This window comes from Pantoea phytobeneficialis (assembly GCF_009728735.1).
GTDB lineage: Bacteria > Pseudomonadota > Gammaproteobacteria > Enterobacterales > Enterobacteriaceae > Pantoea > Pantoea phytobeneficialis.
The window spans coordinates 278,109-300,241 of the sequence record NZ_CP024637.1 but is presented as its reverse complement, the minus strand read 5'-3'; the positions used below and the strand labels follow the sequence as shown (position 1 = coordinate 300,241).

At 53.4% G+C, this 22,133-nt stretch carries 23 protein-coding genes; 8 read left to right on the top strand and 15 right to left on the bottom strand.

Annotation, left to right across the window (positions count from 1 at the left end):
* Positions 1-84 precede the first annotated feature (84 nt).
* Positions 85-708, top strand: a complete 624-nt coding sequence (locus CTZ24_RS21645; protein ID WP_208726509.1) for a helix-turn-helix transcriptional regulator — start codon at positions 85-87, stop codon at positions 706-708.
* Between the two features lie 3 nt (positions 709-711).
* On the opposite strand, the gene arnF is transcribed toward CTZ24_RS21645, so the two are convergent.
* From arnF to arnB, 7 genes are read right to left on the bottom strand one after another with little or no spacing between them, the layout of a single operon-like run.
* Positions 712-1,086, bottom strand: a complete 375-nt coding sequence (gene arnF, locus CTZ24_RS21640; RefSeq protein WP_208726507.1) for a 4-amino-4-deoxy-L-arabinose-phosphoundecaprenol flippase subunit ArnF — start codon at positions 1,084-1,086, stop codon at positions 712-714.
* Positions 1,083-1,415: a 4-amino-4-deoxy-L-arabinose-phosphoundecaprenol flippase subunit ArnE gene (gene arnE, locus CTZ24_RS21635; RefSeq protein ID WP_208726505.1), complete on the bottom strand. Its 333-nt coding sequence runs from the start codon at positions 1,413-1,415 to the stop codon at positions 1,083-1,085. The genes arnF and arnE overlap by 4 nt, the downstream gene beginning before the upstream one ends.
* Complete coding sequence (gene arnT, locus CTZ24_RS21630; protein ID WP_208726503.1) at positions 1,412-3,061, bottom strand: lipid IV(A) 4-amino-4-deoxy-L-arabinosyltransferase; 1,650 nt, start codon at positions 3,059-3,061, stop codon at positions 1,412-1,414. The genes arnE and arnT overlap by 4 nt, the downstream gene beginning before the upstream one ends.
* Positions 3,062-3,067: 6 nt before the next feature.
* Entirely contained in the window at positions 3,068-3,964 is an 897-nt protein-coding gene (arnD, locus tag CTZ24_RS21625; protein WP_208726581.1) for a 4-deoxy-4-formamido-L-arabinose-phosphoundecaprenol deformylase, read from the bottom strand.
* Positions 3,964-5,943 (bottom strand): bifunctional UDP-4-amino-4-deoxy-L-arabinose formyltransferase/UDP-glucuronic acid oxidase ArnA, encoded by a 1,980-nt coding sequence (arnA, locus tag CTZ24_RS21620; protein WP_208726500.1) that lies wholly within the window; start codon positions 5,941-5,943, stop codon positions 3,964-3,966. Before arnA ends, arnD begins: the two co-directional genes overlap by 1 nt.
* A complete protein-coding gene (gene arnC / locus CTZ24_RS21615; RefSeq protein ID WP_208726499.1) occupies positions 5,940-6,923 on the bottom strand; it encodes an undecaprenyl-phosphate 4-deoxy-4-formamido-L-arabinose transferase in 984 nt (327 codons plus the stop codon). The genes arnA and arnC overlap by 4 nt, the downstream gene beginning before the upstream one ends.
* A gap of 1 nt (position 6,924) precedes the next feature.
* Positions 6,925-8,061, bottom strand: coding sequence for a UDP-4-amino-4-deoxy-L-arabinose aminotransferase (arnB, locus tag CTZ24_RS21610; protein ID WP_208726497.1), 1,137 nt, complete (start codon positions 8,059-8,061; stop codon positions 6,925-6,927).
* A 466-nt stretch (positions 8,062-8,527) separates the two neighbouring features.
* On the opposite strand from arnB, the gene CTZ24_RS21605 reads away from it, so the two are divergent.
* From CTZ24_RS21605 to CTZ24_RS21590, 4 genes are all read left to right on the top strand, one after another.
* On the top strand, positions 8,528-8,737 hold the full coding sequence (locus tag CTZ24_RS21605) for a hypothetical protein (RefSeq protein WP_208726495.1): 210 nt from the start codon (positions 8,528-8,530) through the stop codon (positions 8,735-8,737).
* Positions 8,738-8,907: 170 nt separating this feature from the next.
* The gene (locus CTZ24_RS21600) at positions 8,908-9,663 is read left to right on the top strand and encodes a prepilin peptidase (RefSeq protein ID WP_208726494.1); all 756 of its coding nucleotides are present in this window, start codon (positions 8,908-8,910) and stop codon (positions 9,661-9,663) included.
* A gap of 211 nt (positions 9,664-9,874) precedes the next feature.
* Positions 9,875-11,260 (top strand): diaminobutyrate--2-oxoglutarate transaminase, encoded by a 1,386-nt coding sequence (locus tag CTZ24_RS21595; RefSeq protein WP_208726492.1) that lies wholly within the window; start codon positions 9,875-9,877, stop codon positions 11,258-11,260.
* Between the two features lie 14 nt (positions 11,261-11,274).
* Positions 11,275-12,747, top strand: a complete 1,473-nt coding sequence (locus CTZ24_RS21590; RefSeq protein WP_208726490.1) for a pyridoxal phosphate-dependent decarboxylase family protein — start codon at positions 11,275-11,277, stop codon at positions 12,745-12,747.
* Between the two features lie 133 nt (positions 12,748-12,880).
* On the opposite strand, the gene CTZ24_RS21585 is transcribed toward CTZ24_RS21590, so the two are convergent.
* A complete protein-coding gene (locus tag CTZ24_RS21585) occupies positions 12,881-14,065 on the bottom strand; it encodes a pyridoxal phosphate-dependent aminotransferase (RefSeq protein ID WP_208726488.1) in 1,185 nt (394 codons plus the stop codon).
* A gap of 97 nt (positions 14,066-14,162) precedes the next feature.
* Complete coding sequence (locus CTZ24_RS21580; RefSeq protein WP_208726486.1) at positions 14,163-15,071, bottom strand: LysR substrate-binding domain-containing protein; 909 nt, start codon at positions 15,069-15,071, stop codon at positions 14,163-14,165.
* Between the two features lie 96 nt (positions 15,072-15,167).
* Between CTZ24_RS21580 and CTZ24_RS21575 the strand changes: the two genes are divergently transcribed.
* A complete protein-coding gene (locus CTZ24_RS21575; protein ID WP_208726485.1) occupies positions 15,168-16,037 on the top strand; it encodes an aldo/keto reductase family oxidoreductase in 870 nt (289 codons plus the stop codon).
* On the opposite strand, the gene CTZ24_RS21570 is transcribed toward CTZ24_RS21575, so the two are convergent.
* From CTZ24_RS21570 to CTZ24_RS21560, 3 genes are all read right to left on the bottom strand, one after another.
* Positions 16,034-17,185, bottom strand: coding sequence for a glycosyltransferase (locus CTZ24_RS21570; protein ID WP_208726483.1), 1,152 nt, complete (start codon positions 17,183-17,185; stop codon positions 16,034-16,036). The two genes, CTZ24_RS21575 and CTZ24_RS21570, sit on opposite strands and share 4 nt — an antisense overlap.
* 228 nt (positions 17,186-17,413) lie before the next feature.
* Entirely contained in the window at positions 17,414-18,286 is an 873-nt protein-coding gene (rluF, locus tag CTZ24_RS21565; protein WP_208726481.1) for a 23S rRNA pseudouridine(2604) synthase RluF, read from the bottom strand.
* An 82-nt stretch (positions 18,287-18,368) separates the two neighbouring features.
* Positions 18,369-18,845, bottom strand: coding sequence for an Lrp/AsnC family transcriptional regulator (locus tag CTZ24_RS21560; RefSeq protein WP_208726479.1), 477 nt, complete (start codon positions 18,843-18,845; stop codon positions 18,369-18,371).
* Positions 18,846-18,982: 137 nt separating this feature from the next.
* Here CTZ24_RS21560 and CTZ24_RS21555 point away from each other — a divergent pair, with 137 nt between their 5' ends.
* Both CTZ24_RS21555 and CTZ24_RS21550 read left to right on the top strand, forming a co-directional pair.
* Entirely contained in the window at positions 18,983-19,405 is a 423-nt protein-coding gene (locus CTZ24_RS21555) for a DUF2000 domain-containing protein (protein ID WP_208726477.1), read from the top strand.
* 38 nt (positions 19,406-19,443) lie between these two features.
* Complete coding sequence (locus tag CTZ24_RS21550) at positions 19,444-19,905, top strand: GNAT family N-acetyltransferase (RefSeq protein WP_208726475.1); 462 nt, start codon at positions 19,444-19,446, stop codon at positions 19,903-19,905.
* Here the strand turns inward: CTZ24_RS21550 and CTZ24_RS21545 are convergent.
* From CTZ24_RS21545 to CTZ24_RS21535, 3 genes are all read right to left on the bottom strand, one after another.
* The gene (locus CTZ24_RS21545) at positions 19,882-20,301 is read right to left on the bottom strand and encodes a nucleotide triphosphate diphosphatase NUDT15 (protein ID WP_208726472.1); all 420 of its coding nucleotides are present in this window, start codon (positions 20,299-20,301) and stop codon (positions 19,882-19,884) included. The genes CTZ24_RS21550 and CTZ24_RS21545 overlap by 24 nt on opposite strands.
* 64 nt (positions 20,302-20,365) lie before the next feature.
* On the bottom strand, positions 20,366-20,872 hold the full coding sequence (locus CTZ24_RS21540; protein WP_208726470.1) for a DUF1543 domain-containing protein: 507 nt from the start codon (positions 20,870-20,872) through the stop codon (positions 20,366-20,368).
* A 72-nt stretch (positions 20,873-20,944) separates the two neighbouring features.
* Complete coding sequence (locus CTZ24_RS21535) at positions 20,945-22,099, bottom strand: MFS transporter (protein WP_208726468.1); 1,155 nt, start codon at positions 22,097-22,099, stop codon at positions 20,945-20,947.
* Positions 22,100-22,133 lie beyond the last annotated feature (34 nt).

Here is a 22,133-nt window from a genome sequence, read left to right as displayed (position 1 = left end):
TAACCTTTTAGGTGAAGGACTTTGCATTGAAATGACAAAATATATAAAATTAGACAAATAATCTAGCCATTTTGGAGAGCCACGATGCCCGATCAGCAAAATGCCTTGCTGCTGGCGCAGCTGACCACCATCGCCGAAGGACTGAGCGCCACTTTTGCCCCGTTTTGCGAGGTGGTGGTGCACGATTTACAAAATCCAGAACACTCCATTCTTGCCATTTATAACAATCTTTCCGGACGGGAAATCGGTGAACCGACTACCGAACTGGGCCTGGCGCGTATTGCCTCGCCGGAATTTCCTTCGCTTCTGACAAACTATGCGAATCAGCTGGCTGACGGACGTGCGGTAAAGAGCACCTCGATTGGTCTGAAAGATGCCGAAGGGAACTATGTGGCGGCGCTGTGTCTGAATGTGGATATGACGCTGTTTCGCGGTATGCAAAGCGCACTGGCGCAGTTCACCCAGATTGCCACCCGTGATATTACAGAGCAGTTGGAACCGGCAGGTACAGAAGCCTTACGGCAGCGGATTGAACAGTTCGCCGCGCGTCTGGCGACCACGCCGCGCGCGCTAAAAGCGGCCGATCGTAAGACGCTGATGCAGGAACTGCGCACCAGCGGGTTACTTGAGGTAAAGCGATCAATGGAGGTGATTGCACAGCAACTGGGCGTTTCGCGTGCTTCGGTGTATCTCTACGCCAAAGAATAATGACTATTTTCTGCCGGGTAGCGATACACAAAGTAATCCGGCAGCAATCAACCCCACTCCGGCGAGGCTGCTCCAACGGAATGGCTCGTCAAACATCGGCAACGAAATCGCGGCAAGCCATACCAGCACATAACTGATGCTGAGTAAGGGATAGAGTCGGTTCAGCGCCAGGTGACGTAATGCCAGCATCCAGCACAGCATCGACAATGCGTAGGCACTTAAACCGATAAACAGCAAGATCAACGGCAACGGTTGCTGCCAAAGTTCACCGTCAAAGATGGCCTGCCACCCGGGAAAATGCAGCATCCCGGCGCGCAACAGGAGTTGCGCCAGCGACACCAACATCACGCTGCATAATGCCAGTCCATACCCTTTCATAAGTGGCTTCCCATCAGGGCAACGCCTGCAACAATCAACAGCGTGCCGATTATCTGCCGCAGGCTAAAACTCTCGCGCCAAATCAGCCGGGCAGCCAGCGCCACCAACACGAAATTGAGACTGAGCATCGGATAAGCGACGCTAACGGGCACCAGACGCAACACCACCAGCCACAGCAGCATCGCGAGACCAAGCAGCAACATACTCAGCGCGATCCACATCAACAGGCGCGCTTTACCTTCGCGCCTGCCGATCCAGGCCGCCTGCTTCTGACACAACTGCGCGGCACAACTCAGCAGGCTTACCAGCAGGATCAGGAGAAGATTCATGGCTGCTGATCGTAGCCGTAATACAACAACCGTCCCTGACGATAAACAAAATCAGGTTTCGGCAGGCGTGCATCCGGGTTTGTACCGGTCGAAGACATGATCATGGTCAGTGACACCTTGCCCTGCTTGCGATGCTGTGCCAGCCAGTCGGCAAAGGCATCCGCAGAAACATAGCGATGCGCAGCATCGGGATAGCTCAGACCATATCCCACTTCGCCCTTGCGTTCATAGAACAGAATATCAGCGCGCTTCATCTCCCAGGCCACCGCAGACGCAATGCCGGGATCATTCGCCAGGATATAGCGACTGTCAGCCAACTGCCCGGATACCGCCGCCACGAAGTTTTGTGGTTGTTTGCTGTCACGGACCCGATCCGGGATAGCAAAACCAATCACCAACGCCAGTACCAACGGGCATAAGGCAGCCAGTTGCCAGTTTTTCTGACTCAGAGCACCAAACAATGTCCAGCCGCCAAACGCCAGGATCCCGAGCATCAGTTTGTAATGTTCAGTGACGCCAAATGGCGGACGATGCGCCAGCCCCCAGGGAGCCAGCACCACCGCCAGCGCCACGGCGGCAACGCCACCAAAAAACATATTGATCCACGCGTTGGCCTTCATGGCTTTGATCACCTGCGGCGTCATGCTGTGAGCATAGTGCGCCATCAGCAGCGCCAGCGGGGCAAAACACGGCAGGATGTAGGTCGGCAACTTACCTTTCGCAATACTGAAAAACAGCAGCGGCAGTAGCGTCCAGCTGAGCAAGTAGCTCAAACCTGGTTGCTGTCCACGCTGACGCCAGCCCTGAATCAACGATCCTGGCAACAGTCCCAACCACGGCAACGATCCCGCCAACAAAATCGGCAGGTAATACCAGAAGGGAGCTTTGTGCTGAGCATCCGACTCGGCAAAACGTTGAATATGCTCAACCCAGAAGAAATAGTGCCAGAAATCCCCCTGCTGATGATAAATCGCCAGCGACCACGGAGCACTCGCCAGCACCGCCACCAACACCGTCAACGGGCCAAAACGTAACAGCTCACCAAAGCGGCGTTGCGCTACCGCCCACGGCAGAATAGCCAGAACCGGAACGGCCAACGCCAGAAAGCCTTTGGTCATAAAGCCCATAGCGCAGGCAATACCGAGCAAGACATAGCCCAGCAAACGCTGACGTGACGTGCTGGCCTGTACCGCCAGGTAATAGCTCGCCATCGCGGCCACCATCCATAGCGTCAGCATCGGATCGAGCACCGCATAGGTGCCTACTGCGTAGACCAGCAGCGAGGTCAGAAAGATAATACTGGCGCTTAACGCCACCGTACGGCTGGCAAACAGGCGGGTACCCATCCAGAACACCAGCAGCGCGGTAAGGGTGGTGCTGAAAATAGACCCCACGCGCACGGCAAAATTAGTGTGACCAAACAACAACTGTCCGAAGTCATTGATCCAGTAACCGGCAATCGGTTTTTCAAAATAACGCAGACCGAAAAAATGCGGCGTCACCCAGTTACCGTTGGCGAGCATTTCACGGCTGATCTCCGCATAGCGGGTTTCATCAGGTTGCCATAAGGCGCGGAATTCAATAGGGATAAGGTAGTAAAGCGCAAATACAAACAGCAGCAGCGCTGTTTTAGTACCAGTTCGCATCCGTGGTTACCTGTATTGTTGTTGCTGGCAGCCGAGCCAGCCTTCACGTCCGGGAATCTGTCCGCGTACGACGTTGCCGATGGGCAGTGTATTGAGATCTTCAGGCAATAACTCACTCAGCGGGCAAAATTGAATGCCCTGTTTTTCCGCCCGGCTGAGCAATTGGCTAAACGCCTGATGTCCGACAATCCCTTCCACCTCGGCATGAATGGTATAAACCGCCATTTCGTCGGCCTGACTCAGCTGATTAAGCAAAAAGTCGTTGAACTCGTGGACACCCACCCTGGGGCCAACCACCTCGTCCCAGGTGGGTAACGTGACCGGAATCTGCACCGTTCCCAGACTGCCGTCACTCAGGCGCGGCAGAAAGGGGCCGGTACCCCGGCAGTCGCTGTTATAGCGGAAACCGAAGCGTTGTTTAGCCTCAACAACCCGGCCATCAGCACGCCATCCGGCCACAGCCGAACAGGTGACAGTGTCACCTATGATTGCCTCCAGCGCCTGCTTACCCCGGGCAATTTCCTCTATCAACCGCTGCTCCGGCCAAACCCCCGCCCAGGTCTGCCAGGCAAAGTGGTCCCAGGCGTGCAGACCCACTTCGTGGTGATCGGCGGTGGCGCTGATAATCTCTTCCAGTCCACGACCGATCTCCTTACCCGGCCAGGCCGTACCGGCCAGCAGGATATCCCAGCCATATAAGGAGGCAGCGCGCGAGCGCAGCATCTTCCAGAGAAAGCGCGGCTTTAGCAGGCGCCACAAGTGGCGCCCCATGTTGTCCGGCCCGACGCTGAAAAAGAAGCTGGCCTGCACCTGATGCAGGCTGAACAGCTCCAGCAGCGCGGGTACGCCTTGTTGCGTACCGCGCCAGGTGTCGACATCAACGCGCAAGCCGACTTTTTTCATCATTGCTCAGCCTGTAACTCGACGGTGCGCAGGAAGAAATCCAGCGTGTTGTCGATGGTGGTATCCATCTGCACTTCCGGTGTCCAGCCCAACAAGCGACGGGCGTTTTTGATTGACGGTTTACGGTGCTCAACATCCTGGTAGCCTTTGCCGTAATAGCTGCTGCTCTCCACTTCGCGGAAACCGGCAAACGGCGGGAACTGATCGCGCAACGGGTGGCGCTCGAAACTTGCCAGTAACTTCTCAGCCAATTCCTTAATGCTGGCTTCGTTTTCCGGGTTACCGATATTGATGATCTGGCCGTCGCAGTTGTTCTGCTTGTTCTCGATAATACGGAACAAGGCTTCAACGCCATCACGGATATCGGTAAAGCAACGTTTCTGCGCCCCACCGTCAATCAGTTTGATCGGCGAGCCCTCAACCAGGTTAAGAATCAACTGGGTGATGGCGCGGGAGCTACCGATACGCGCGGCGTTGAGGTTATCCAGACGCGGTCCCATCCAGTTAAATGGACGGAACAGCGTAAAGCGCAGACCTTCTTTTTCACCATAAGCCCAAATCACCCGATCCAGCAGTTGTTTGGAAACGGAATAGATCCAACGCTGTTTGTTAATTGGCCCCACCACCAGGTTCGAGTTATCTTCATCAAAATGACGGTCGGTACACATGCCATAAACTTCTGATGTCGATGGGAAAATGATGCGTTTTTTGTACTTCACGCAGTCTCGGATGATTTTAAGGTTCTCTTCGAAATCCAGTTCGAACACGCGCAGCGGATTGCGGGTGTACTCAATCGGCGTGGCGATGGCCACCAACGGCAACACCACGTCGCATTTCTTGATGTGATATTCAATCCATTCCGAGTGAATGCTGATGTCACCTTCAACAAAATGAAAACCCGGATGGCCGAGGAAACGGCTGATGGCATCGGAACTGATGTCCAGGCCGTAAACTTCAAAATTATCATCCTGCAACAGACGTTCGGTCAGGTGGTTACCGATAAAACCATTCACGCCGAGGATCAGCACGCGGGTGCGACGTTTCACGGCGGCGACCGGTTGTGAATACAACAGCGCGCTGGGCACCATACCGAGGCTGAGAGCCAACTGGCTGCCATTCATATAGACGCCGTTATCGCTCTGGCCAGTGACCACTTCCAGCGCACCCTCTCCGCAGGCAATCAGGAACGGATCGACGGATAACACCGTACCCGGTTTTGAACCATGAGCGGTTGGGTGCACACGTCCTTTCCAGACGATAAATTTCACCGTTCCGGCATAGGCAAACGCGCCCGGCCAGGGATCGGTCACTGCACGTACCAGGTTATTGATCTCGGTCGCCGGACGCGACCAGTCAATACGGCCATCCTCCGGCGTGCGACGCCCTACCACGGTGGCATCGTTATCATTCTGCGGGACAGCCCGAATCTCACCGCGCTTCATGGCAGGCAAGACGTCTTCCAACAGCTGTGCCGCGCTCTGTACCAGCTTGCGATGCAGCGTCAGCACGTTGTCCTGCGCGTCAATCGCTACACGGGTTTGTGCCACGATATCGCCCGCATCTGCACGCTTCACCATACGATGCAGCGTCACACCGGTTTCGGTTTCGCCGTTGACCAGCACCCAATTCAGCGGCGCGCGGCCACGGTATTTCGGCAGCAGCGAACCATGCAGGTTGTAAGCACCACGTCGGGCGCAATTGAGGATGGCATCACTCAACAGGTTGCGATAATAGAAGGAAAAAATAATCTCCGGTGACATCGCTTTGATACGATCGACCCACAACGGATGATTCACATCATCCGGGGCATACACCGGGATGCCCTGCTCTGCGGCAATGCGCGCCACCGAGCCAAAAAAGTGATTTTCACCGGCCGTATCGGGGTGCGTGAAGATGGCACTGATCTCGAAGCCAGCCTGTAGCAGCGCATTAATGCCGGCACAGCCCATGTCATGGTAGGCGAAGACGATGGTTTTCATTGTTCAATTTCCTGTACAGATGCATTTTTATGCGAAGGGATAACACGTTGAATAAAGTAGCGAGGGCGGGCACGGACATCGTTGTAAATACGGCCGATATATTCACCCAGTAGACCCATACCGACGAACTGTGCGCCGATAAACATAAACAGCACGGCGAACAGCATAAACACGCCATCACCGGCCCAGGCTGCGCCAAGGAATAAGCGCAACACCACCAAAATCAGTGAGAAGGCAAAACCCGCCAGCGCAATCACACTTCCCACCACGCTTAACAAACGCAGCGGCGTGGTGGTCAGGCAGGTCACCAGGTCGTACATCAGGTTGATCAGGCGCATAAAGCTATATTTCGAATCACCAAATTCGCGCTCCGCGTGTTTCACCGGTAGCTCGATGGTGCGTCGGGCAAACGTATTTGCGAGGATCGGGATAAAGGTGCTGCGCTCATGGCAATTCAGCATGGCATCAACAATGTGGCGACGGTACGCACGCAGCATGCAACCGTAATCACCCATAGCTTTGCCGGTAACGCGTTGAATAAGTTTATTAATCAGGCGCGAGGCGCGACGACGAAACCAACTGTCCTGGCGATTCTGGCGTACCGTACCGACCACGTCATAGCCCTGCTGCGCTGCCGCCACCAGATTAGGGATCTCTTCCGGCGGATTTTGTAAATCAGCATCCAGCGTAATGATGAGGTCACCGGTGACATGGCTGAAGCCCGCCATAATTGCCGAGTGTTGGCCGTAATTGCGATTCAGCAACACCCCCACCACATGACTGTCGGGCATATCGGCGGCATCAGCGATCATCTCGCCGGAACGGTCACTGCTGCCGTCATCTACCAGCAAAATTTCATAATCCAGTTTGAACAAGTCGCAAGCGGCATGGGTACGACGTACCAGCTCAGGCAGACTCTCTTCTTCGTTGTAGACCGGGATCACCACGGACACTTTACGAATCGGTTTTTCTTCCAGCATTTCAGCCTCCGGCCAGCGCGTGCAGCGCTTTGACGACACGGGTAACGTCGTCATCGGTCATATCAGGGAACAGTGGAATTGAGCAGATACGGTCGCTGTTCCATTCGGTATGAGGTAAAGAAAGTTGCGGGTATTGCTCGCGATAATATTTGTGGGTATGCGCCGCGCGGAAATGCAGGCCAGTACCGATGTCTTGTGCTTTTAACGCTTCCATCAATCCATCACGGCTGATGCCGCACCGGGCTTCATCCACACGAATGATGAACAAATGCCAGGCATGCTGGTGCGCCCAGGTGGGCAGCGACAATGGCAGGAAAGGTGTATCTGCCAGTTCGGTCAGGTAACGCTGAGCAATCGCACGGCGGCGTGCATTGATGGCATCCAGTTTTTGCAATTGCACCAGCGCAATCGCGGCACTGATATCCGGCAGGTTGTATTTGAACCCCGGGGTAATGACCTCGGCCTGCGGGCGGCGACCGTGGGTGTGGCGATCGTAAGCATCCACACCTAAGCCATGAAACTTGAAGCTGCGAATGCGATCGGCAAGCGCGGCATCATCAGTCACCACCACGCCACCCTCAGCACAGGTGATATTTTTAATGGCGTGCAGGGAAAAGATCGCCGTGCCGCGTTGCCCGACCTGATGACCTTTGTAGTGTGTACCCAGCGCGTGGGCCGCATCATCAATGATCGCGATACCATGCTTTTCCCCCACGGCACGAATCGCATCAATATCGGTGGGCGCACCCGCATAATGCACCGGAATAATGGCGCGGGTGCGCGGCGTAATCGCGGCTTCCACCAACTCCGGCGTCACCATCAAGGTATCGCGGTCGATATCAATCATCACCGGCGTTGCGCCCATCAAAGTGATGATGTTGAGGGTGGAAACCCAGGTCTGCGACGGCGTAATCACCTCATCACCCGGCTTAATTCCCAGCGCCATCAGCGTCACATGCATACCGGCGGTGGCAGAACAGACGGCAACCGCGTGCTGATTGCCGGTTAACTGGCAAAAGGCTTGTTCCAGTGCGGCGTTTTGTGGCCCGGTGGTGATCCAGCCAGATTCAAAAACCGCTTTGACTGCTGCTAACTCGTCTTCGCCCAGTGACGGGCGCGAGAACGGAAGAAAGGACATAAATTAGATTCCTTAATGTTTAAGGCCTTTTGCTTAAAATTAGCTGGTTAACTGCCAGAATTATCTAGTGTAAACAACGTTTTTAACGGGTTATAAATCCTATTATCATCTGCATAAACACTTAGTACAGCATGATGCACTAATCAAATTTTTCTCACATTTTGAAAGCATTAGACACACTGGGTTGTTTCGCTAAAAAACAAAATACGGCGGAAAACTTAACGGAACATTAAATGACACGAAGAAGTGAGACTGTTTCTGTCTGGTGTTGAGGATTGGTAGAACATCACGGCAGATATTCTGGTTGACGGGGATATGCCTCTTTGATGCGGGATTCACAATCTTTAATTCCCTGCAAATCCTGAAATTAAAGGATTAACTATACTCTTCTTAAGGGAAAACTAAGGTAATGGCATTATGCTGATTTACCTGGTTTTTTACTTAATTTCAGGCATGGAGGTGAACTGTGAAAACTGAAACTGACCGTCTCTCGCAGGCCGCACTGCGCCGTCATCATATTGGTGTTAAAACCAAAGGGTTACGCTTTCGTGGGGCGCTCTATGTCTTCCGCTATAATGCCGGGCATTATGATGTTTTCCTCAATAACGCGTACGTGATGCAGCTTGAAACCAGCAACGTGCAGGAAGCGATCCAGATGTTTAAGCGTCAGCAGTAATTAAATAGCGCACGACTAATCGCAATAAAATCAGACAACCGCCCTACACCCGCAAATTTATGAATGCAGCGCTGAAAACTTTGTGCAACTTGTTGTAATAGCTCATTTACCCTCGCCTTGTTTATCCCTGCCGGCATAAAGTATCCGGAGAATACTGCGAGGATAAACACATGGAATGGTGTTATTGGTTAATGCTGGGCCTGAGCATCGGCAGCTTTATTAATGTCGTGGTCTATCATTTGCCGCTACGATTAATGCAACCGGATCAACAGCTGAGCTTGTTGTTTCCCCCATCACACTGCCCGAATTGCCTTAATTCGCTCTGCTGGCGCGACAATATTCCTCTCTTAAGCTGGATGTTGCTGCGGGGTAAATGCCGCAATTGCCACCAACCGATAAGCATAATTTACCCATTGATTGAATTGCTTATGGCTGTCATCAGTCTGGTTCTGAGCAAATTTTTACCGGATATCCCTTTGTTGTTGGCGACATTATTTTTCTGTGGCTCCTTGTTGGCATTGTCGCTCATCGATATCCGGTATTATTTATTACCTGATGCGGTCACGCTGCCGTTATTGTGGGTCGGCTTATTATTGCACTGTCTGGCGCTTATGCCCGGTTCGCTGACGGATGCGGTGCTGGGCGTGGTGATTGGGTATATCTCACTGGCGGGGCTTGCACATGGCTATCACTGGCTGCGCCACCAGCACGCACTGGGAATGGGAGATGCAAAATTGCTGGCGGCGATCGCGGCCTGGACAGGCTGGGAGGCTTTACCGATTGTGCTCATTATTGCCTGTAGTAGCGGCATTTTATTTGCCTTAATTTCCAGAATTTTGTGGCAGCAACGCTTGAATCAGGCCATCGCTTTTGGCCCGTGGTTATCGCTCGCAGGCATAAGTCTTTTTATTCACTCGATTATTTAATACGCACGTCATACAACCACATTAAAATAATCGGACAATTCTTCAGCAAAGCCCTGATTCGTATATAGAAGTAATAAACAATTCTAAACAAAATTAATCATTGCCCCCCAGGGTAAAAGGCTCTATATTGGCGGCGCTTTTTTCACAGGTGGTAGTTTTTTGTTCAATTAACCAATCGGCGCGCATTTCCTGCCCCCGGTTGAGGAGAGATATGATGACGGATAAAGTCCGTATTGATAATTTTGGTGCCAACTCATTCCACGGAAACAACGACGCGTTCTTAGCCCGTCAGGCTGAGTTCGAATCGAATGTCAGGAGTTATCCACGTAAATTGCCTTTAGCAATTGCGAAAGCACATGGCGTGTGGATTACCGATGTTGAGAATAAACAATATCTTGACTGCCTGGCTGGCGCAGGAACTTTAGCACTGGGTCATAACCACCCGGAAGTTCTGCAAAGCATCCAAAATGTCATTACCAGCGGCTTGCCGTTACATACCCTTGATCTGACGACTCCGTTAAAAGATCAGTTCTCTGAAGCCCTGCTGTCTCTGCTGCCGGGTCAGGGTAAAGAGTATTGCCTGCAATTCACCGGCCCTTCCGGTGCCGATGCGGTTGAAGCCGCCCTTAAGCTGGCGAAAAAAGTCACTGGCCGTAGCGGCGTTATCAGCTTCTCTGGCGGTTATCACGGTATGACCCACGGTGCGCTGTCAGTCACCGGCAACCTGTCACCGAAAGAAGCGGTTGACGGTATGATGCCAGAAGTTCAGTTCATGCCTTACCCGCACCTGTACCGCTGCCCGCTGGGCCTCGGTGGTGAAGCGGGCGTGAAAGCTCTGACCTACTACTTCGAAAACCTGATCAACGACGTTGAAAGTGGCGTGCGTAAACCGGCTGCGGTGATCCTCGAAGCCGTTCAGGGTGAAGGCGGCGTGAACCCGGCTCCGATCGAGTGGTTGCAGCGCATCCGTAAAGTAACCCAGGAACACGGCATTCTGCTGATCCTCGACGAAGTGCAGGCTGGCTTTGCCCGTACCGGCAAATTCTTCGCCTTCGAACACGCAGGCATTGAGCCAGACATCATCGTGATGTCAAAAGCCGTAGGCGGCGGTCTGCCGTTGGCGGTTCTGGGTATCAAAAAGCAGTTCGATGCCTGGTCACCGGGCCATCACACCGGCACCTTCCGTGGCAACCAGCTGGCAATGGCTACCGGCCTGACTACGCTGAAAATCCTGAAAGAACAGGATATCGCGGGCAAAGTGGCAGAACAGGGCGAATGGCTGAAAGCGCAGCTGGCAGAAATGCAGAAGCGCTACCCGGTAATCGGCCACATTCGTGGTCTGGGCATGATGATCGGTATCGAGATCGTGAAACCGAACGAAGCGGCTGATCATATGGGTGCTTACCCGGCTGATGGCGAACTCTCTGCCCTGTTGCAGAAGAAATGCTTCGAAGCGGGCCTGATTCTGGAGCGTGGCGGCCGTCATGGCGCGGTACTGCGTCTGCTGCCGTCGCTGCTGATCAGCAACGACGAACTGAAGATTTTCCTTGATAAATTTGAGCAGGCGCTGCTTGGCGCTGGCATCAAACCAGTTTGATTCGGAAGAGTTAGATGACTGAAGTAAACCCGATTCTGGCCGCTTCTGCACAAAGCATTGAAGCGTACCAGCAGGCGATTGCGCAGAGCAGCGCCGCCGTGGTGCAGTGGCTCAAGCAGCCTGAAATGTACCAGGGCAAAACCGTTGCTGAACTGCGTGAGCGTATTACGCTCGACTTCAATCCGAATGGCCTGGGTAACCAGGCCGCGATTGAGCGCGCGATTGAATACTTTCTGAAAGACAGCCTGTCGGTGCATCATCCGCAGTGCGTGGCGCATCTGCATTGTCCGAGCCTGGTGGTAAGCCAGGCCGCGGAAGTGCTGATCAACGCCACTAACCAGAGCATGGATTCCTGGGACCAAAGTCCGTCTGCCACCATCATTGAGATCAAACTGATTGAATGGTTGCGTGCGCAAGTGGGTTATCCGGCCGGTGACGCTGGCGTGTTCACCAGTGGCGGTACCCAAAGCAACCTGATGGGTCTGATGCTGGCGCGTGATGCATTCTATGCGCGTCAGGGTCATTCGGTTCAGCAGGATGGCATCACTGGCGATCTGCGTAAGATTAAAGTGCTGTGCTCGGAAAACGCCCACTTCTCAGTGCAGAAGAACATGGCGCTGCTGGGCCACGGTTATCAATCTGTGGTGCAGGTGCAGTCAGACCGTTTTGCCCGCATGGATGTTAACGACCTGAAAGCCAAACTGGCACAGGCCGAAGCTAACGGCGAGCAGATTCTGGCGATTGTTGCCACCGCTGGCACCACTGATGCGGGTGCCATTGACCCGCTGCGTGAAATCGCCGGCATTGCTGCTGAGCACAACATCTGGGTTCACGTCGATGCGGCATGGGGCGGCGCACTGCTGCTGTCTGAGAAGTATCGCGATTACCTGGATGGCCTTGAGCTGGTGGATTCTGTCACCCTGGACTTCCACAAGCAGTTCTTCCAGACCATCAGTTGTGGTGCGTTCCTGCTGAAAGATGAGCGTCATTATGAATTGATGCGTTATCAGGCGGCGTACCTGAACTCTGAGTTCGATGAAGAGCAGGGCGTGCCAAACCTGGTTTCCAAATCACTGCAAACCACCCGTCGTTTCGATGCGCTGAAGCTGTGGATGGGTCTGGAAGCTCTGGGTCAGAAACAATACGCCGCGATTATCGATCACGGTGTGACCCTGGCGCAGGAAGTTGCGCAATACGTCAGCGACCTGCCGCGTTTTGAGCTGGTCATGCAGCCGCAGCTGGCAAGCGTTCTGTTCCGTTTCCGCCCTGAGCAGCTGGCATCCAGCGGCGATGCGGCCGTAGCGTTGTTTAACCAGCGCATCGGTGATGCACTGCTGGAGTCAGGTCGCGCTAACGTGGGTGTGACTGAGGCTGATGGCATCACCTGCCTGAAGCTGACGTTGCTGAACCCAACCGTGACGCTGGAGGATGTTAAAATCCTGCTGGCGCTGGTGGAAAAGACCGCGGATCAATTGCTGAGCGCATAATGTTTGCGTAAAGCGAAAAAGCCGATAACTGGCAACGGTTATCGGCTTTTTTTTATCTATACGATTTATCGCGCCTTTTTACCGCCGTAGCCAAAACCCGCGCGATAAATCGCGCCGCTACGAATGGAAGCCATTAACGATTACGCGCTAAAAACTCACCCAGACGCGCCAGGCCCTGCTGCAACTTATCGGTGGAGGACACCGCATGGCACCAGCGAACCCAACCATTGCCTTCCGGACCAAATGCCGCACCGGGTGCCAGGCCGAGTGAGCTTTCCCGTACCAGTCGTTTGGTCAGCAGGGTGGTATCCGCGAAGCCCTCAATTCGGAAGAACGCATACATCCCCCCGCCGCTTTCTGGCACCGTCACGCCCGGCAATTCTCGCAGTCCATTGACCAAAAATTGATAGCTGTGCGCCAGCTCGGCACGCAAACTGATAATGCCGCTTTCACCGCTCAACAACGCCGCTTGCGCCGCGCGCTGGCAGGGTTCAAACAGGCAACTGGTGTTGAACTCAATCAACTTGCCCAACGCTTCGATAATCAATGGTGGCGCGACCACCCAGCCCACACGAAATCCGGTCATCAGCCAGGCTTTGGAGAAGGTATTCACCGAAATCAGGCGATCGTCCGGTGTGGCGTAATCAAGGAACGACGGTGCATAGTGACGATCGCTGGCATAGATCAGCCGTTGATAAGCATCATCACTGAGGATCCAGATGCCGTGTTTGCGGCAGTGCGAGAGGATGGTTTGTACTTCTTCGTTGGTGATCGTCCAGCCCGTCGGGTTACCCGGCGAGTTGATGATCAACATCCGTACATCAGGACGCAACGCACTCAGCAATTGATCCATATCCAGCGCCCACGCCCCCTCCTTCACCGTCAGCGCGACACGATCCACGGTTGCGCCGAGGATCTGCGGGATCTCCACCACATTTGGCCACACTGGGGTGATCGCCACCACCTTATCTCCCGGTGACAGCACCGTTTGCGCCACCAGCATCAGCCCGTTGATACCCGCGCTGGTGATCGCCAGTTGTTCGCTACCGATGGGGCGTCCATGTAACTGGCCGAGGTAATCTGACAACGCCTGGCGCAAATAAGGCCGCCCAAGGTTCTGGATATACCGCGTTTCCCCCTGTTGTAGCGAGGTGATTGCGGCGTCGGTGATATATTGTGGTGTCGGTTTGTCCGACTCGCCAAACCAGAAGGCGAGCATATCGGGACGATCCATCCCTTCATTGGCAATTTCGCGGATAAGCGAGGGTGAAATCTGGCTGATAGTGGCGCGCGAAACGAGGGGAAAAGAAGACTGCATGAAAAAACCTCCAACGATGATCCCTGTTTAACTGTTATTTCAATACATAGCACCTGCCTGGTATATCACGCCGGGGAAAAGTTCAGGAATAGCAATTTCATCTGGCTGTATTCAACTCACGGACATAATCGATAAAGGCCTGGAGCGGTGCCGGAATTAAACGACGATCGTTGTAGTAGAGCCACAAGCCGGAAAAACTCAGCCACCACTCCGTGAGTATCGCCTGGAGCTGCCCGTTCACCAGAGCCGGTCGCAGCCAATCTTCAAACAGATAAACAATCCCGGTACCGGCAATCGCCGCTTGCACCGTTAAATCCATCGCCGCCCCGATGCTACAGGTTAACGGCCCTTTCGGCTGAAGCCGCACGGTTTCATCCGCACGGGCAAATTCCCATTCAGCCATCACCCCGGTGGCATAGCGCCCCAGCAGGCAACGATGCTGCATCAGCTCGCGTGGATGTTGCGGTATGCCATATTGCGCCAGATATCCCGGTGCCGCCGCTGCCGCGAAACGCTGGATACGTGGGCCAATGGGGAGCGCGACCATGTCCTGCTCCAGATGATCGTCATAGCGGATGCCCGCATCGCAACCGTCGCGAAAGATGTCCTGAACATTGCTTTCGGCCACCACCTCCAACTGAATATCGGGATAGCGCGCCAGGAATCCTGGGATGATTGCGGGCAGCACCAGACGCGCGGCGCTGACGGGGACGTTCAGGCGCAAGGTGCCGCCCGGTGTATCGCGAAAACGATTAAGCGCATCAAGCGCAGCATCCACTTCATTCATTGCGGGTAGCAGGCGCAGCATCAATGCCCTGCCCGCTTCGGTTAGCGCCACGGTGCGCGTGGTGCGGTTGAACAGCCGCACACCCAGTTGTTGTTCAGCGCGACGTACGGCATCACTGAGACGGGAAGGATTGCTACCCGTCATGCGAGCCGCTTCACGAAAACCGCCTGCTTTTGCCACCGCCACCACCGCATGCAGCAAAGCAATATCTAATGACATTGTGCGTCACTCCGTACACTGTGTCCTGATTTCAGCGGATAGTTGCACAGCCAATACGTCATTACAATCATCAGACAGCCTAAGAAGGAGGTTCCCATGTCTCATCCTGAAATGACGTATTCCCTTGGCCATCGTCGTGTTAACCGTCTGGGTTATGGTGCCATGCAGCTTGCCGGGCCGGGGGTATTTGGCCCGCCAAAAGATGAAGCACGCGCCGTACAGGTGCTGCGCGATGCCATCGCCGCTGGCGTCAATCATATCGATACCAGTGATTTCTATGGCCCCCATGTGACCAATCAGCTGATTAAAAAAGCGCTGCATCCGTACTCAGAGGATCTGGTGATTGTCACCAAAGTTGGCGCGCGCCGTGACCAGCAAGGGGGCTGGCTACCCGCGTTTTCCCCCGCTGAGCTAACGACGGCGGTGGAAGATAACCTGCGCAATCTGGGGCTTGAGGTGATCGATGTGGTGAATCTACGTGCCATGTTTGATGTCCACGGTCCGGCGGAAGGCTCACTGGAGACGCAATTGGCAACGCTGGTTAAACTGAAAGAGCGCGGCCTGATCCGGCACATCGGTTTGAGCAACGTCACACCAAAACAGGTGGCAGACGCCCAGGCCATCAGCCCTATCGCCTGTGTGCAGAATCTCTACAATCTTGCTAACCGACAGGACGATGCCCTGATTGACCAACTGGCTCATCAGGGCATCCCCTATGTTCCTTTCTTCCCGCTTGGCGGTTTTTCCCCATTGCAGTCGGAGCAGCTGAGCGCCGTAGCAAATGAGCTGAATGCCACACCATTACAAGTTGCGCTGGCGTGGTTATTGCAACGCTCACCCAATATTTTGTTGATTCCAGGCACCTCTTCGCCAGCACATCTGCAACAAAATCTGGCCAGTTCGGCGCTCAACTTGTCCAAAGAGATTGTTTTGCGACTGGAGGGATTAAGTAACAACTCAGACTAACCCACTGATAAATAGATATCCTTTAACCTTTCCTGAAAACAGCGAGGATCATGCTCCCGGCGGATCCTCGTTAATGCCTGCTCGGAACGGCGGTTAATACTGCCCGGATCATGCACCACATCGGTAATATACCCTTTCAGCTGGCTGATAATGGTATTCCTGATTTTTTGCTTCGTCTGGTCAGAATCAACCGTAAACTCAAACATATCATTGAGTTTGTGCTCAATAAGCCAACCGGCATAAGAAGGATTAATTTCCGGCAGCGCCCTGACATTGGTGGTGATCACCGGACAGCCACAGGCCTGCATTTCCAGTACAGAAAAACCATAGGTATCCTGCCAGGTAGGCAGCAGCCCGACATCGGTCTGTTTGAGCAATTCAATTACGGATGTATTGGGTAGAGAAGAAGCATGATGGAAAAAGGACCACTTATTGATCAGATCCTCGATTTGATGATGGAAACTATCATTATCCTGATAATGGTGATGAGCAATATTATGTCGTCGCCCGAGGTCACCAATAAGATTCACCTTTATTTTTTGTGGATCAATCAACCCCTCATTGGCTAACTCAGTAAATGCCATCACCACTTCCGCCCCACCTTTGCGATAAAACTCATTTCCAATAAAACTAAAGGTGATCAGCGTATCTGTGGCTTTGCGCACTTTGTCGGTCAACAGGGGCTGTGGAGGATGCATAACGCACAGCTTAGCGGCGATACTGTCTTTCAGCGTAGGGAAAGCATCCAACAGCTTGAGTTGAATACGGTGAGTAGCTTCAGAAATGGCGATCAGACGAACACATTCCTTGCGCGCGGCCAAACGCATTAAGGCATGGAGTTCCGGGTTTTGGGTTTTCGCGATGCCTGCAACCGGTAATACGCGCGGGATTTCAGTCTCGAATGTCGATACCCATCGGGAGGATGTACGAGCCACTTCATTAAAAAGATGAATAATATCCCCATTATCAGAAATCATGCCGGGGAAAGGCTGAAAGATGAATATCTTATTCTTTTTAAAAACTTTCTGTCGCAGGGTATTGATATAGAGATAGATGTTTTTCTTCTTTAGGTTTACATAATTGTTTTCAGGATCAACCATTATGTTCCTTTTCTCTGGGTAGCCGTCGCTACTGACTACAATATTCATCAATCCTCCTAAACACGAAACGAGTTCGGTGGAATTAAAAATGTCAGTAAGATAGTTATAAAATAAATTCTTCGCGAGTAAAGTTGTTTGATGAAAAATAGGATTAGTAATAGCGCGGCGTTTAAGAAGCATTAAAAAACTGACATTGTTAAATCATGTCAATGTATTTCAATGCTGGATGTGCCAGTAATAATTAGAAATACCCGTCGCCGGGTATTTTCAGCCCAATTAACGACCTTTCTTTTTACGACCGGGTTGGGTAAAGCGTTTGCGCGCACCAGGATTGCTGCCCGGTTTTTCACCGTTCTTTGGCCCGCTGGCAGCTGGTTTTTTCGCACTGCTCTTTTTCGCCTGCGCTTTTTGCGTCGATTTGTCTTCCGAAGAGGAATCCTCGATCAACTTAAACAGTTCAATTAACTCATCGTCCGTTAAATCACGCCATTCCCCCAAAGGTATTCCCTTCAGATTGACGTTCATGATGCGGGTACGTTCCAGCTTAGTGACTTCATAACCAAAATGTTTGGTCATGCGGCGAATCTGCCGATTAAGCCCCTGGACCAGCGTGATACGAAACACAAAGGTCGACTCTTTCTTCACCTTGCATTTCTTGGTCACGGTGCCGAGCATGGGGACACCGGCCCCCATGCCACTAATAAACTCATCGGTGATCGGTTTATCCACCGTCACGACGTACTCTTTCTCGTGGTTATTCCCGGCACGCAGGATTTTGTTCACCAGATCGCCATGATTAGTCAGGAAAATCAGCCCCTGGGAGTCTTTATCCAGTCGGCCAATCGGAAACACGCGTTTGCTATGGTTGACGAAGTCGCTGATGTTATCGCGCTCGCCCTCTTCCATCGTGGTAATGATGCCCACCGGCTTGTTCAACGCAATCAACACCAAATCTTCTGCGTCACGCGGTTCAATCAGCTGACCATTCACTTTAACTTCATCACCAGCAAACACCTGCGCACCCACGCTGGCGCGTTTACCGTTGATAAAAACATTGCCCTGTTCGATATAACGATCGGCATCACGGCGTGAGCAAATACCGCTCTCGCTGATGTATTTATTAAGGCGGGTGGATGAGTTGGTCAGCATGGTTCCTCCGAAAAAAGAAGCGGACTATACATCAACCTTTGACATTCTGTGAGTGCTTTGCGCAAAAGTTGTAACACAAAAGCTAACTGTGGTCTGTGGCCTGAATCGGCCAGACGGATTGGGCTTTGATTTCTTTCAGCACAAACATGCTTTGCATCTCTTTAATGCCCGGCAAGCGGCGAATTACCGACATAGCAAAATCGGCATAGCGATCCATATCTGCCGCCACTACCTGCAACAAGAAATCGGCATCGCCGCCAATGCTATAGCAGGCAACCACGTTCTCCAGCGCAGCAACTTCCGCCTCAAACTTCCGCGCTTCTGCCTCGCTATGGCTGTCGATAGTGACACGCACAAACACCATCATATTGAGGCCGATCTTCTTGCGGTTCAGCACCGCGCGATACCCCTGAATCACGTCATCTTCTTCCAGCTTGCGGACTTTGCGCCAGCAAGGCGAAGGCGACAGGCCAATCGCATCGGCGAGGTTCTGATTGGTGATGCGTGCATCCTGCTGCAACTGCGTAAGAATTTTGATATCTGTCCTGGTCAAACTCATTGCGGGAATATCCTTTCTTTTAAATATCGCATTAGGGTTAATTCTGCCTTAACTTAAGGAAATAGTCTGCTAAACAGCAAGCACTTTTCTCTGCGCGTCGCGCACAATATCTGCCACAGCAACCGCAGGAGAAAAGTATGAAATTTGACGCCAATGTGCACCGTTGTACCCTGGTGATTGACCAGCAATTGCCCGTCGGGCTGGCGATGAATGCTGCCAGCGTGATTGGCATCAGCTTTGGCAAATGGATTGATAATCTGGTAGGGCCGGATATGCACAGCCAGGACGGTGAATACTATCCGGGGGTGATATATGCGCCTTTGCCGGTGTTACTGGCGCAGGGGAATTATTTGCGCGAATTGCAGCAAAACTGTGCCAATGATGCGGAGATTTTCACCATGCCGTTCAGCGCCCTGGCGCAGTCCTGCAAAACCTATGATGAATATGGTGAACGCATTGCTTCAGCGCACAGCGATCATATCGAGCTGGTGGCGATCGGCTTGATCGGACCAAAGAAAAAAATTACCCGGCTGACGGGAAATCTGAAGCTTTATCGTTAGACTGTCTCTCTCCGGGAGAAAACATCTAAGGAAACGCCATGCAAATCAGCTCGCTGCAACAGCAGCCCGCCCTTATCACGCCGCTAACGCAACTGTTATTTCGCGAATGGGCGGCGTATCCCAACTGGAACAATCCGGGGCAGATCGAGGCGCGTTTGCAGGCACGCAATCTGCCCTCGGTCAAGACCCTGACACTGGTGGCAACCGCAGCCGATGGCGCTTTGATGGCATCCGCCAGCCTGATCCAGCATGAGTTAACCGATGTTGTCGAGCGTGAGTTCTGGTTGGGTGAAGTGATTACCGCCCCTGAACATCGCGGCAAAGGGGTCGGCAGCGCGCTAATCAGCCGGATGATTACGGAAGCCCGCGCGCGGAATATCTCCGCGCTGTGGCTGTATACCCCGGACCAACAGGCGCTTTACCAGCGCTTCGGCTGGCAGGACGTGGAACAGCGCGAAGTGGATGGTGACCGGGTTTCAGTGATGATGCTCCGGCTGTAACGCCGCCAGCCCATCGCGCGCAATCAACGTGCGGAGCGGAGCGAACAGCGGTTCCGGCAAGGCTTCCGGCGCAAACCACTGCCAGCCTTCGCATTTCTCAGGTTCGAGACACTGTGGCTCCCCCTCCGCATGCAGCGCCACCATAAACAGCGTGATGTAATGCTTTTGGACTTCCGGGAACACATCGCTGACAAAAGCGCCATTTTGCAGGCTGTGCAGCTGTAACCCGGTTTCTTCCAGCGTTTCCCGCCGCGCGCACGCCTCCGGCGTTTCACCAAACTCCAGGTGACCGCCAGGCGCTGACCAGTCGCCCGCACCGTGGCTACCTTTGCGCCGCCCCAGCAACAATTTCCCGTGACGGAAAATCAGAACACCCACACCAATTTTGGGAGACATACACATCACCTTTATGTTCATACATTGCGGCGCGCTTTATCGCGCCGCAACGGACAAATAACGATTACTCAACACCTATCGGCTGATATCCCTGCCACTCTGGCTGAAACGGCTGGCCGTTTGCATCCGGGGTCAGGTGCACATATAAGTTCCCTATCTTATCCAGCAGCAGACAATCATCCACCTCTTTCAGATTGTCCTTGTGTTGCTGATCTGCCCCTTTCAGCAACCGCTCCAGCGCGCTGGCTTTTGCTTGCGCGGCATCCTGCGCTACAAACAAGTCAAAGGCATGCAGTTCCGCCAGGGTTGAAGGATGGTAGGCACCGGCATTCACAAAGAACAAGTGCTCGCCACCGGTTGCCGGTTCTGGCGACAGCGACACGCGATAGCCATCCGCCCAGGTAATACGTGCGTAGCCATCGATATGAATTTTATCCGCGTCACCAAACCAGGCTTCACGTAACGCAGGCCAGGCATCCTGCGGCTGGTCAGCCGCAACAAATTGAATATCATGGACTTCAATATTCGATTTCCCGGCATTACCACCAACATAAAACATAAACAGGTTCATGCATTTTTCCTTGTGTTGTAGGTCAAGTGGTATGCGTTATAAATCATGATATACAGCGATACAATTATTTCATCAGGTCATCAATTGAGGGCGCAGACGCAGGGCCATCCCCATCAACAGCACGATCCCGACACTCATCAACGCCCAGGCGCTATCAAAGGAGGCAGCATGATCACGTACCATGCCGGCGATCAACGGCATCAATGCCGCCAGCAGATAACCTCCGCCCTGCACCATCGACAGCAGCGCACCCGCCTGCTCCGCTGTCCGGGCATGATCGAGAGTGACGATCAGCGACAGGGGAAACAACGCGCCAATTCCTAACCCCAGCAGTAACGTGGGCAGCCAGGCCTGTTCGCCGCCCAACATCATCAGGCTGATCAGGCCAGCGAGGATAAGCAGCAGTACCAGTAACAGGGGACGGCGACGATCGGGAAAACGATGGATCAGCGCGGAAAGTACAAAACCAGCCACCACCTCCGTCAGCGTCAATGCGCCGAGCAGAAAACCGCTTTGTCGGGCGCTCCAGCCATGTTGCTGATAAAACGCGGGCAGCCATGCCAGTACCAGCGTGTAAGCACCGGTACCGATACCGAAGAACACCAGCAACAGCCAGGTACGTCGCGGATTGATCGCCTGGACGCGGGGTTGTACCTCAACGGGCTCGTGAGAACGCAGCATTTGACGCCAGAGCAGCAAAGCCAGTAACGCTGGCAATGCCGGCAACGCCAGCGTCAACGCTAAGCCCGAGCGTGCGGCCAGCGGTGCGGCACTGGCGGCCGCCAGTGCCGCACCGGCCATAATCCCGGTGGTAAATAGCGCCATCAGCGTACCGGCATGGCGCGTAAAGCGCCGTTTAATCAGTGCAGGCATCAGCGCCTGAATCAGTCCAATACCGATCCCGGCCAACAAGGCACTGGCAATTAACATCAACCCCTGCTGGCTGACTCCGCGAGCCAGACAGGCCAGTACCAGCAGAATTAATCCGCTGGCAATCCCTTTGACCTCCCCCAGCCACCGCAGCAGCAAGGGTCCCGCCAACGCCGCCAGGCCCATCATAATCACCGGTAAGCTGGTGAGCAGGCTGACCTGGGTCGCCGTGAGATGAATATCTTGTTGTATCCGGGTAAAAAGTGGCCCGATTGCGGCCATCACCGGCCTGAGATTAAGACCGACGATAAAAACCATAAAGGTAAATAAGCCGATTGCAGGTAAGGTACGTTTCACAGTGCTTCTCCATTGCTGATTTATCTTAACGTTA

Excerpts from the sequence above, each read along its gene's own strand:
- CTZ24_RS21545 (WP_208726472.1), bottom strand. The coding sequence starts at position 20,301 with ATGTCTCCCAAAATTGGTGTGGGTGTTCTGATTTTCCGTCACGGGAAA.
- CTZ24_RS21570 (WP_208726483.1), bottom strand. The coding sequence starts at position 17,185 with ATGAATATTGTAGTCAGTAGCGACGGCTACCCAGAGAAAAGGAACATA.
- arnD (WP_208726581.1), bottom strand. The coding sequence starts at position 3,964 with ATGAAAAAAGTCGGCTTGCGCGTTGATGTCGACACCTGGCGCGGTACG.
- arnE (WP_208726505.1), bottom strand. The coding sequence starts at position 1,415 with ATGAATCTTCTCCTGATCCTGCTGGTAAGCCTGCTGAGTTGTGCCGCG.
- arnT (WP_208726503.1), bottom strand. The coding sequence starts at position 3,061 with ATGCGAACTGGTACTAAAACAGCGCTGCTGCTGTTTGTATTTGCGCTT.
- arnC (WP_208726499.1), bottom strand. The coding sequence starts at position 6,923 with ATGCTGGAAGAAAAACCGATTCGTAAAGTGTCCGTGGTGATCCCGGTC.
- CTZ24_RS21595 (WP_208726492.1), top strand. The coding sequence starts at position 9,875 with ATGATGACGGATAAAGTCCGTATTGATAATTTTGGTGCCAACTCATTC.
- arnA (WP_208726500.1), bottom strand. The coding sequence starts at position 5,943 with ATGAAAACCATCGTCTTCGCCTACCATGACATGGGCTGTGCCGGCATT.
- CTZ24_RS21585 (WP_208726488.1), bottom strand. The coding sequence starts at position 14,065 with ATGCAGTCTTCTTTTCCCCTCGTTTCGCGCGCCACTATCAGCCAGATT.
- arnB (WP_208726497.1), bottom strand. The coding sequence starts at position 8,061 with ATGTCCTTTCTTCCGTTCTCGCGCCCGTCACTGGGCGAAGACGAGTTA.
- CTZ24_RS21645 (WP_208726509.1), top strand. The coding sequence starts at position 85 with ATGCCCGATCAGCAAAATGCCTTGCTGCTGGCGCAGCTGACCACCATC.
- CTZ24_RS21590 (WP_208726490.1), top strand. The coding sequence starts at position 11,275 with ATGACTGAAGTAAACCCGATTCTGGCCGCTTCTGCACAAAGCATTGAA.
- rluF (WP_208726481.1), bottom strand. The coding sequence starts at position 18,286 with ATGCTGACCAACTCATCCACCCGCCTTAATAAATACATCAGCGAGAGC.
- CTZ24_RS21600 (WP_208726494.1), top strand. The coding sequence starts at position 8,908 with ATGGAATGGTGTTATTGGTTAATGCTGGGCCTGAGCATCGGCAGCTTT.
- CTZ24_RS21550 (WP_208726475.1), top strand. The coding sequence starts at position 19,444 with ATGCAAATCAGCTCGCTGCAACAGCAGCCCGCCCTTATCACGCCGCTA.
- CTZ24_RS21555 (WP_208726477.1), top strand. The coding sequence starts at position 18,983 with ATGAAATTTGACGCCAATGTGCACCGTTGTACCCTGGTGATTGACCAG.
- CTZ24_RS21540 (WP_208726470.1), bottom strand. The coding sequence starts at position 20,872 with ATGAACCTGTTTATGTTTTATGTTGGTGGTAATGCCGGGAAATCGAAT.
- CTZ24_RS21580 (WP_208726486.1), bottom strand. The coding sequence starts at position 15,071 with ATGTCATTAGATATTGCTTTGCTGCATGCGGTGGTGGCGGTGGCAAAA.
- arnF (WP_208726507.1), bottom strand. The coding sequence starts at position 1,086 with ATGAAAGGGTATGGACTGGCATTATGCAGCGTGATGTTGGTGTCGCTG.
- CTZ24_RS21575 (WP_208726485.1), top strand. The coding sequence starts at position 15,168 with ATGTCTCATCCTGAAATGACGTATTCCCTTGGCCATCGTCGTGTTAAC.
- CTZ24_RS21560 (WP_208726479.1), bottom strand. The coding sequence starts at position 18,845 with ATGAGTTTGACCAGGACAGATATCAAAATTCTTACGCAGTTGCAGCAG.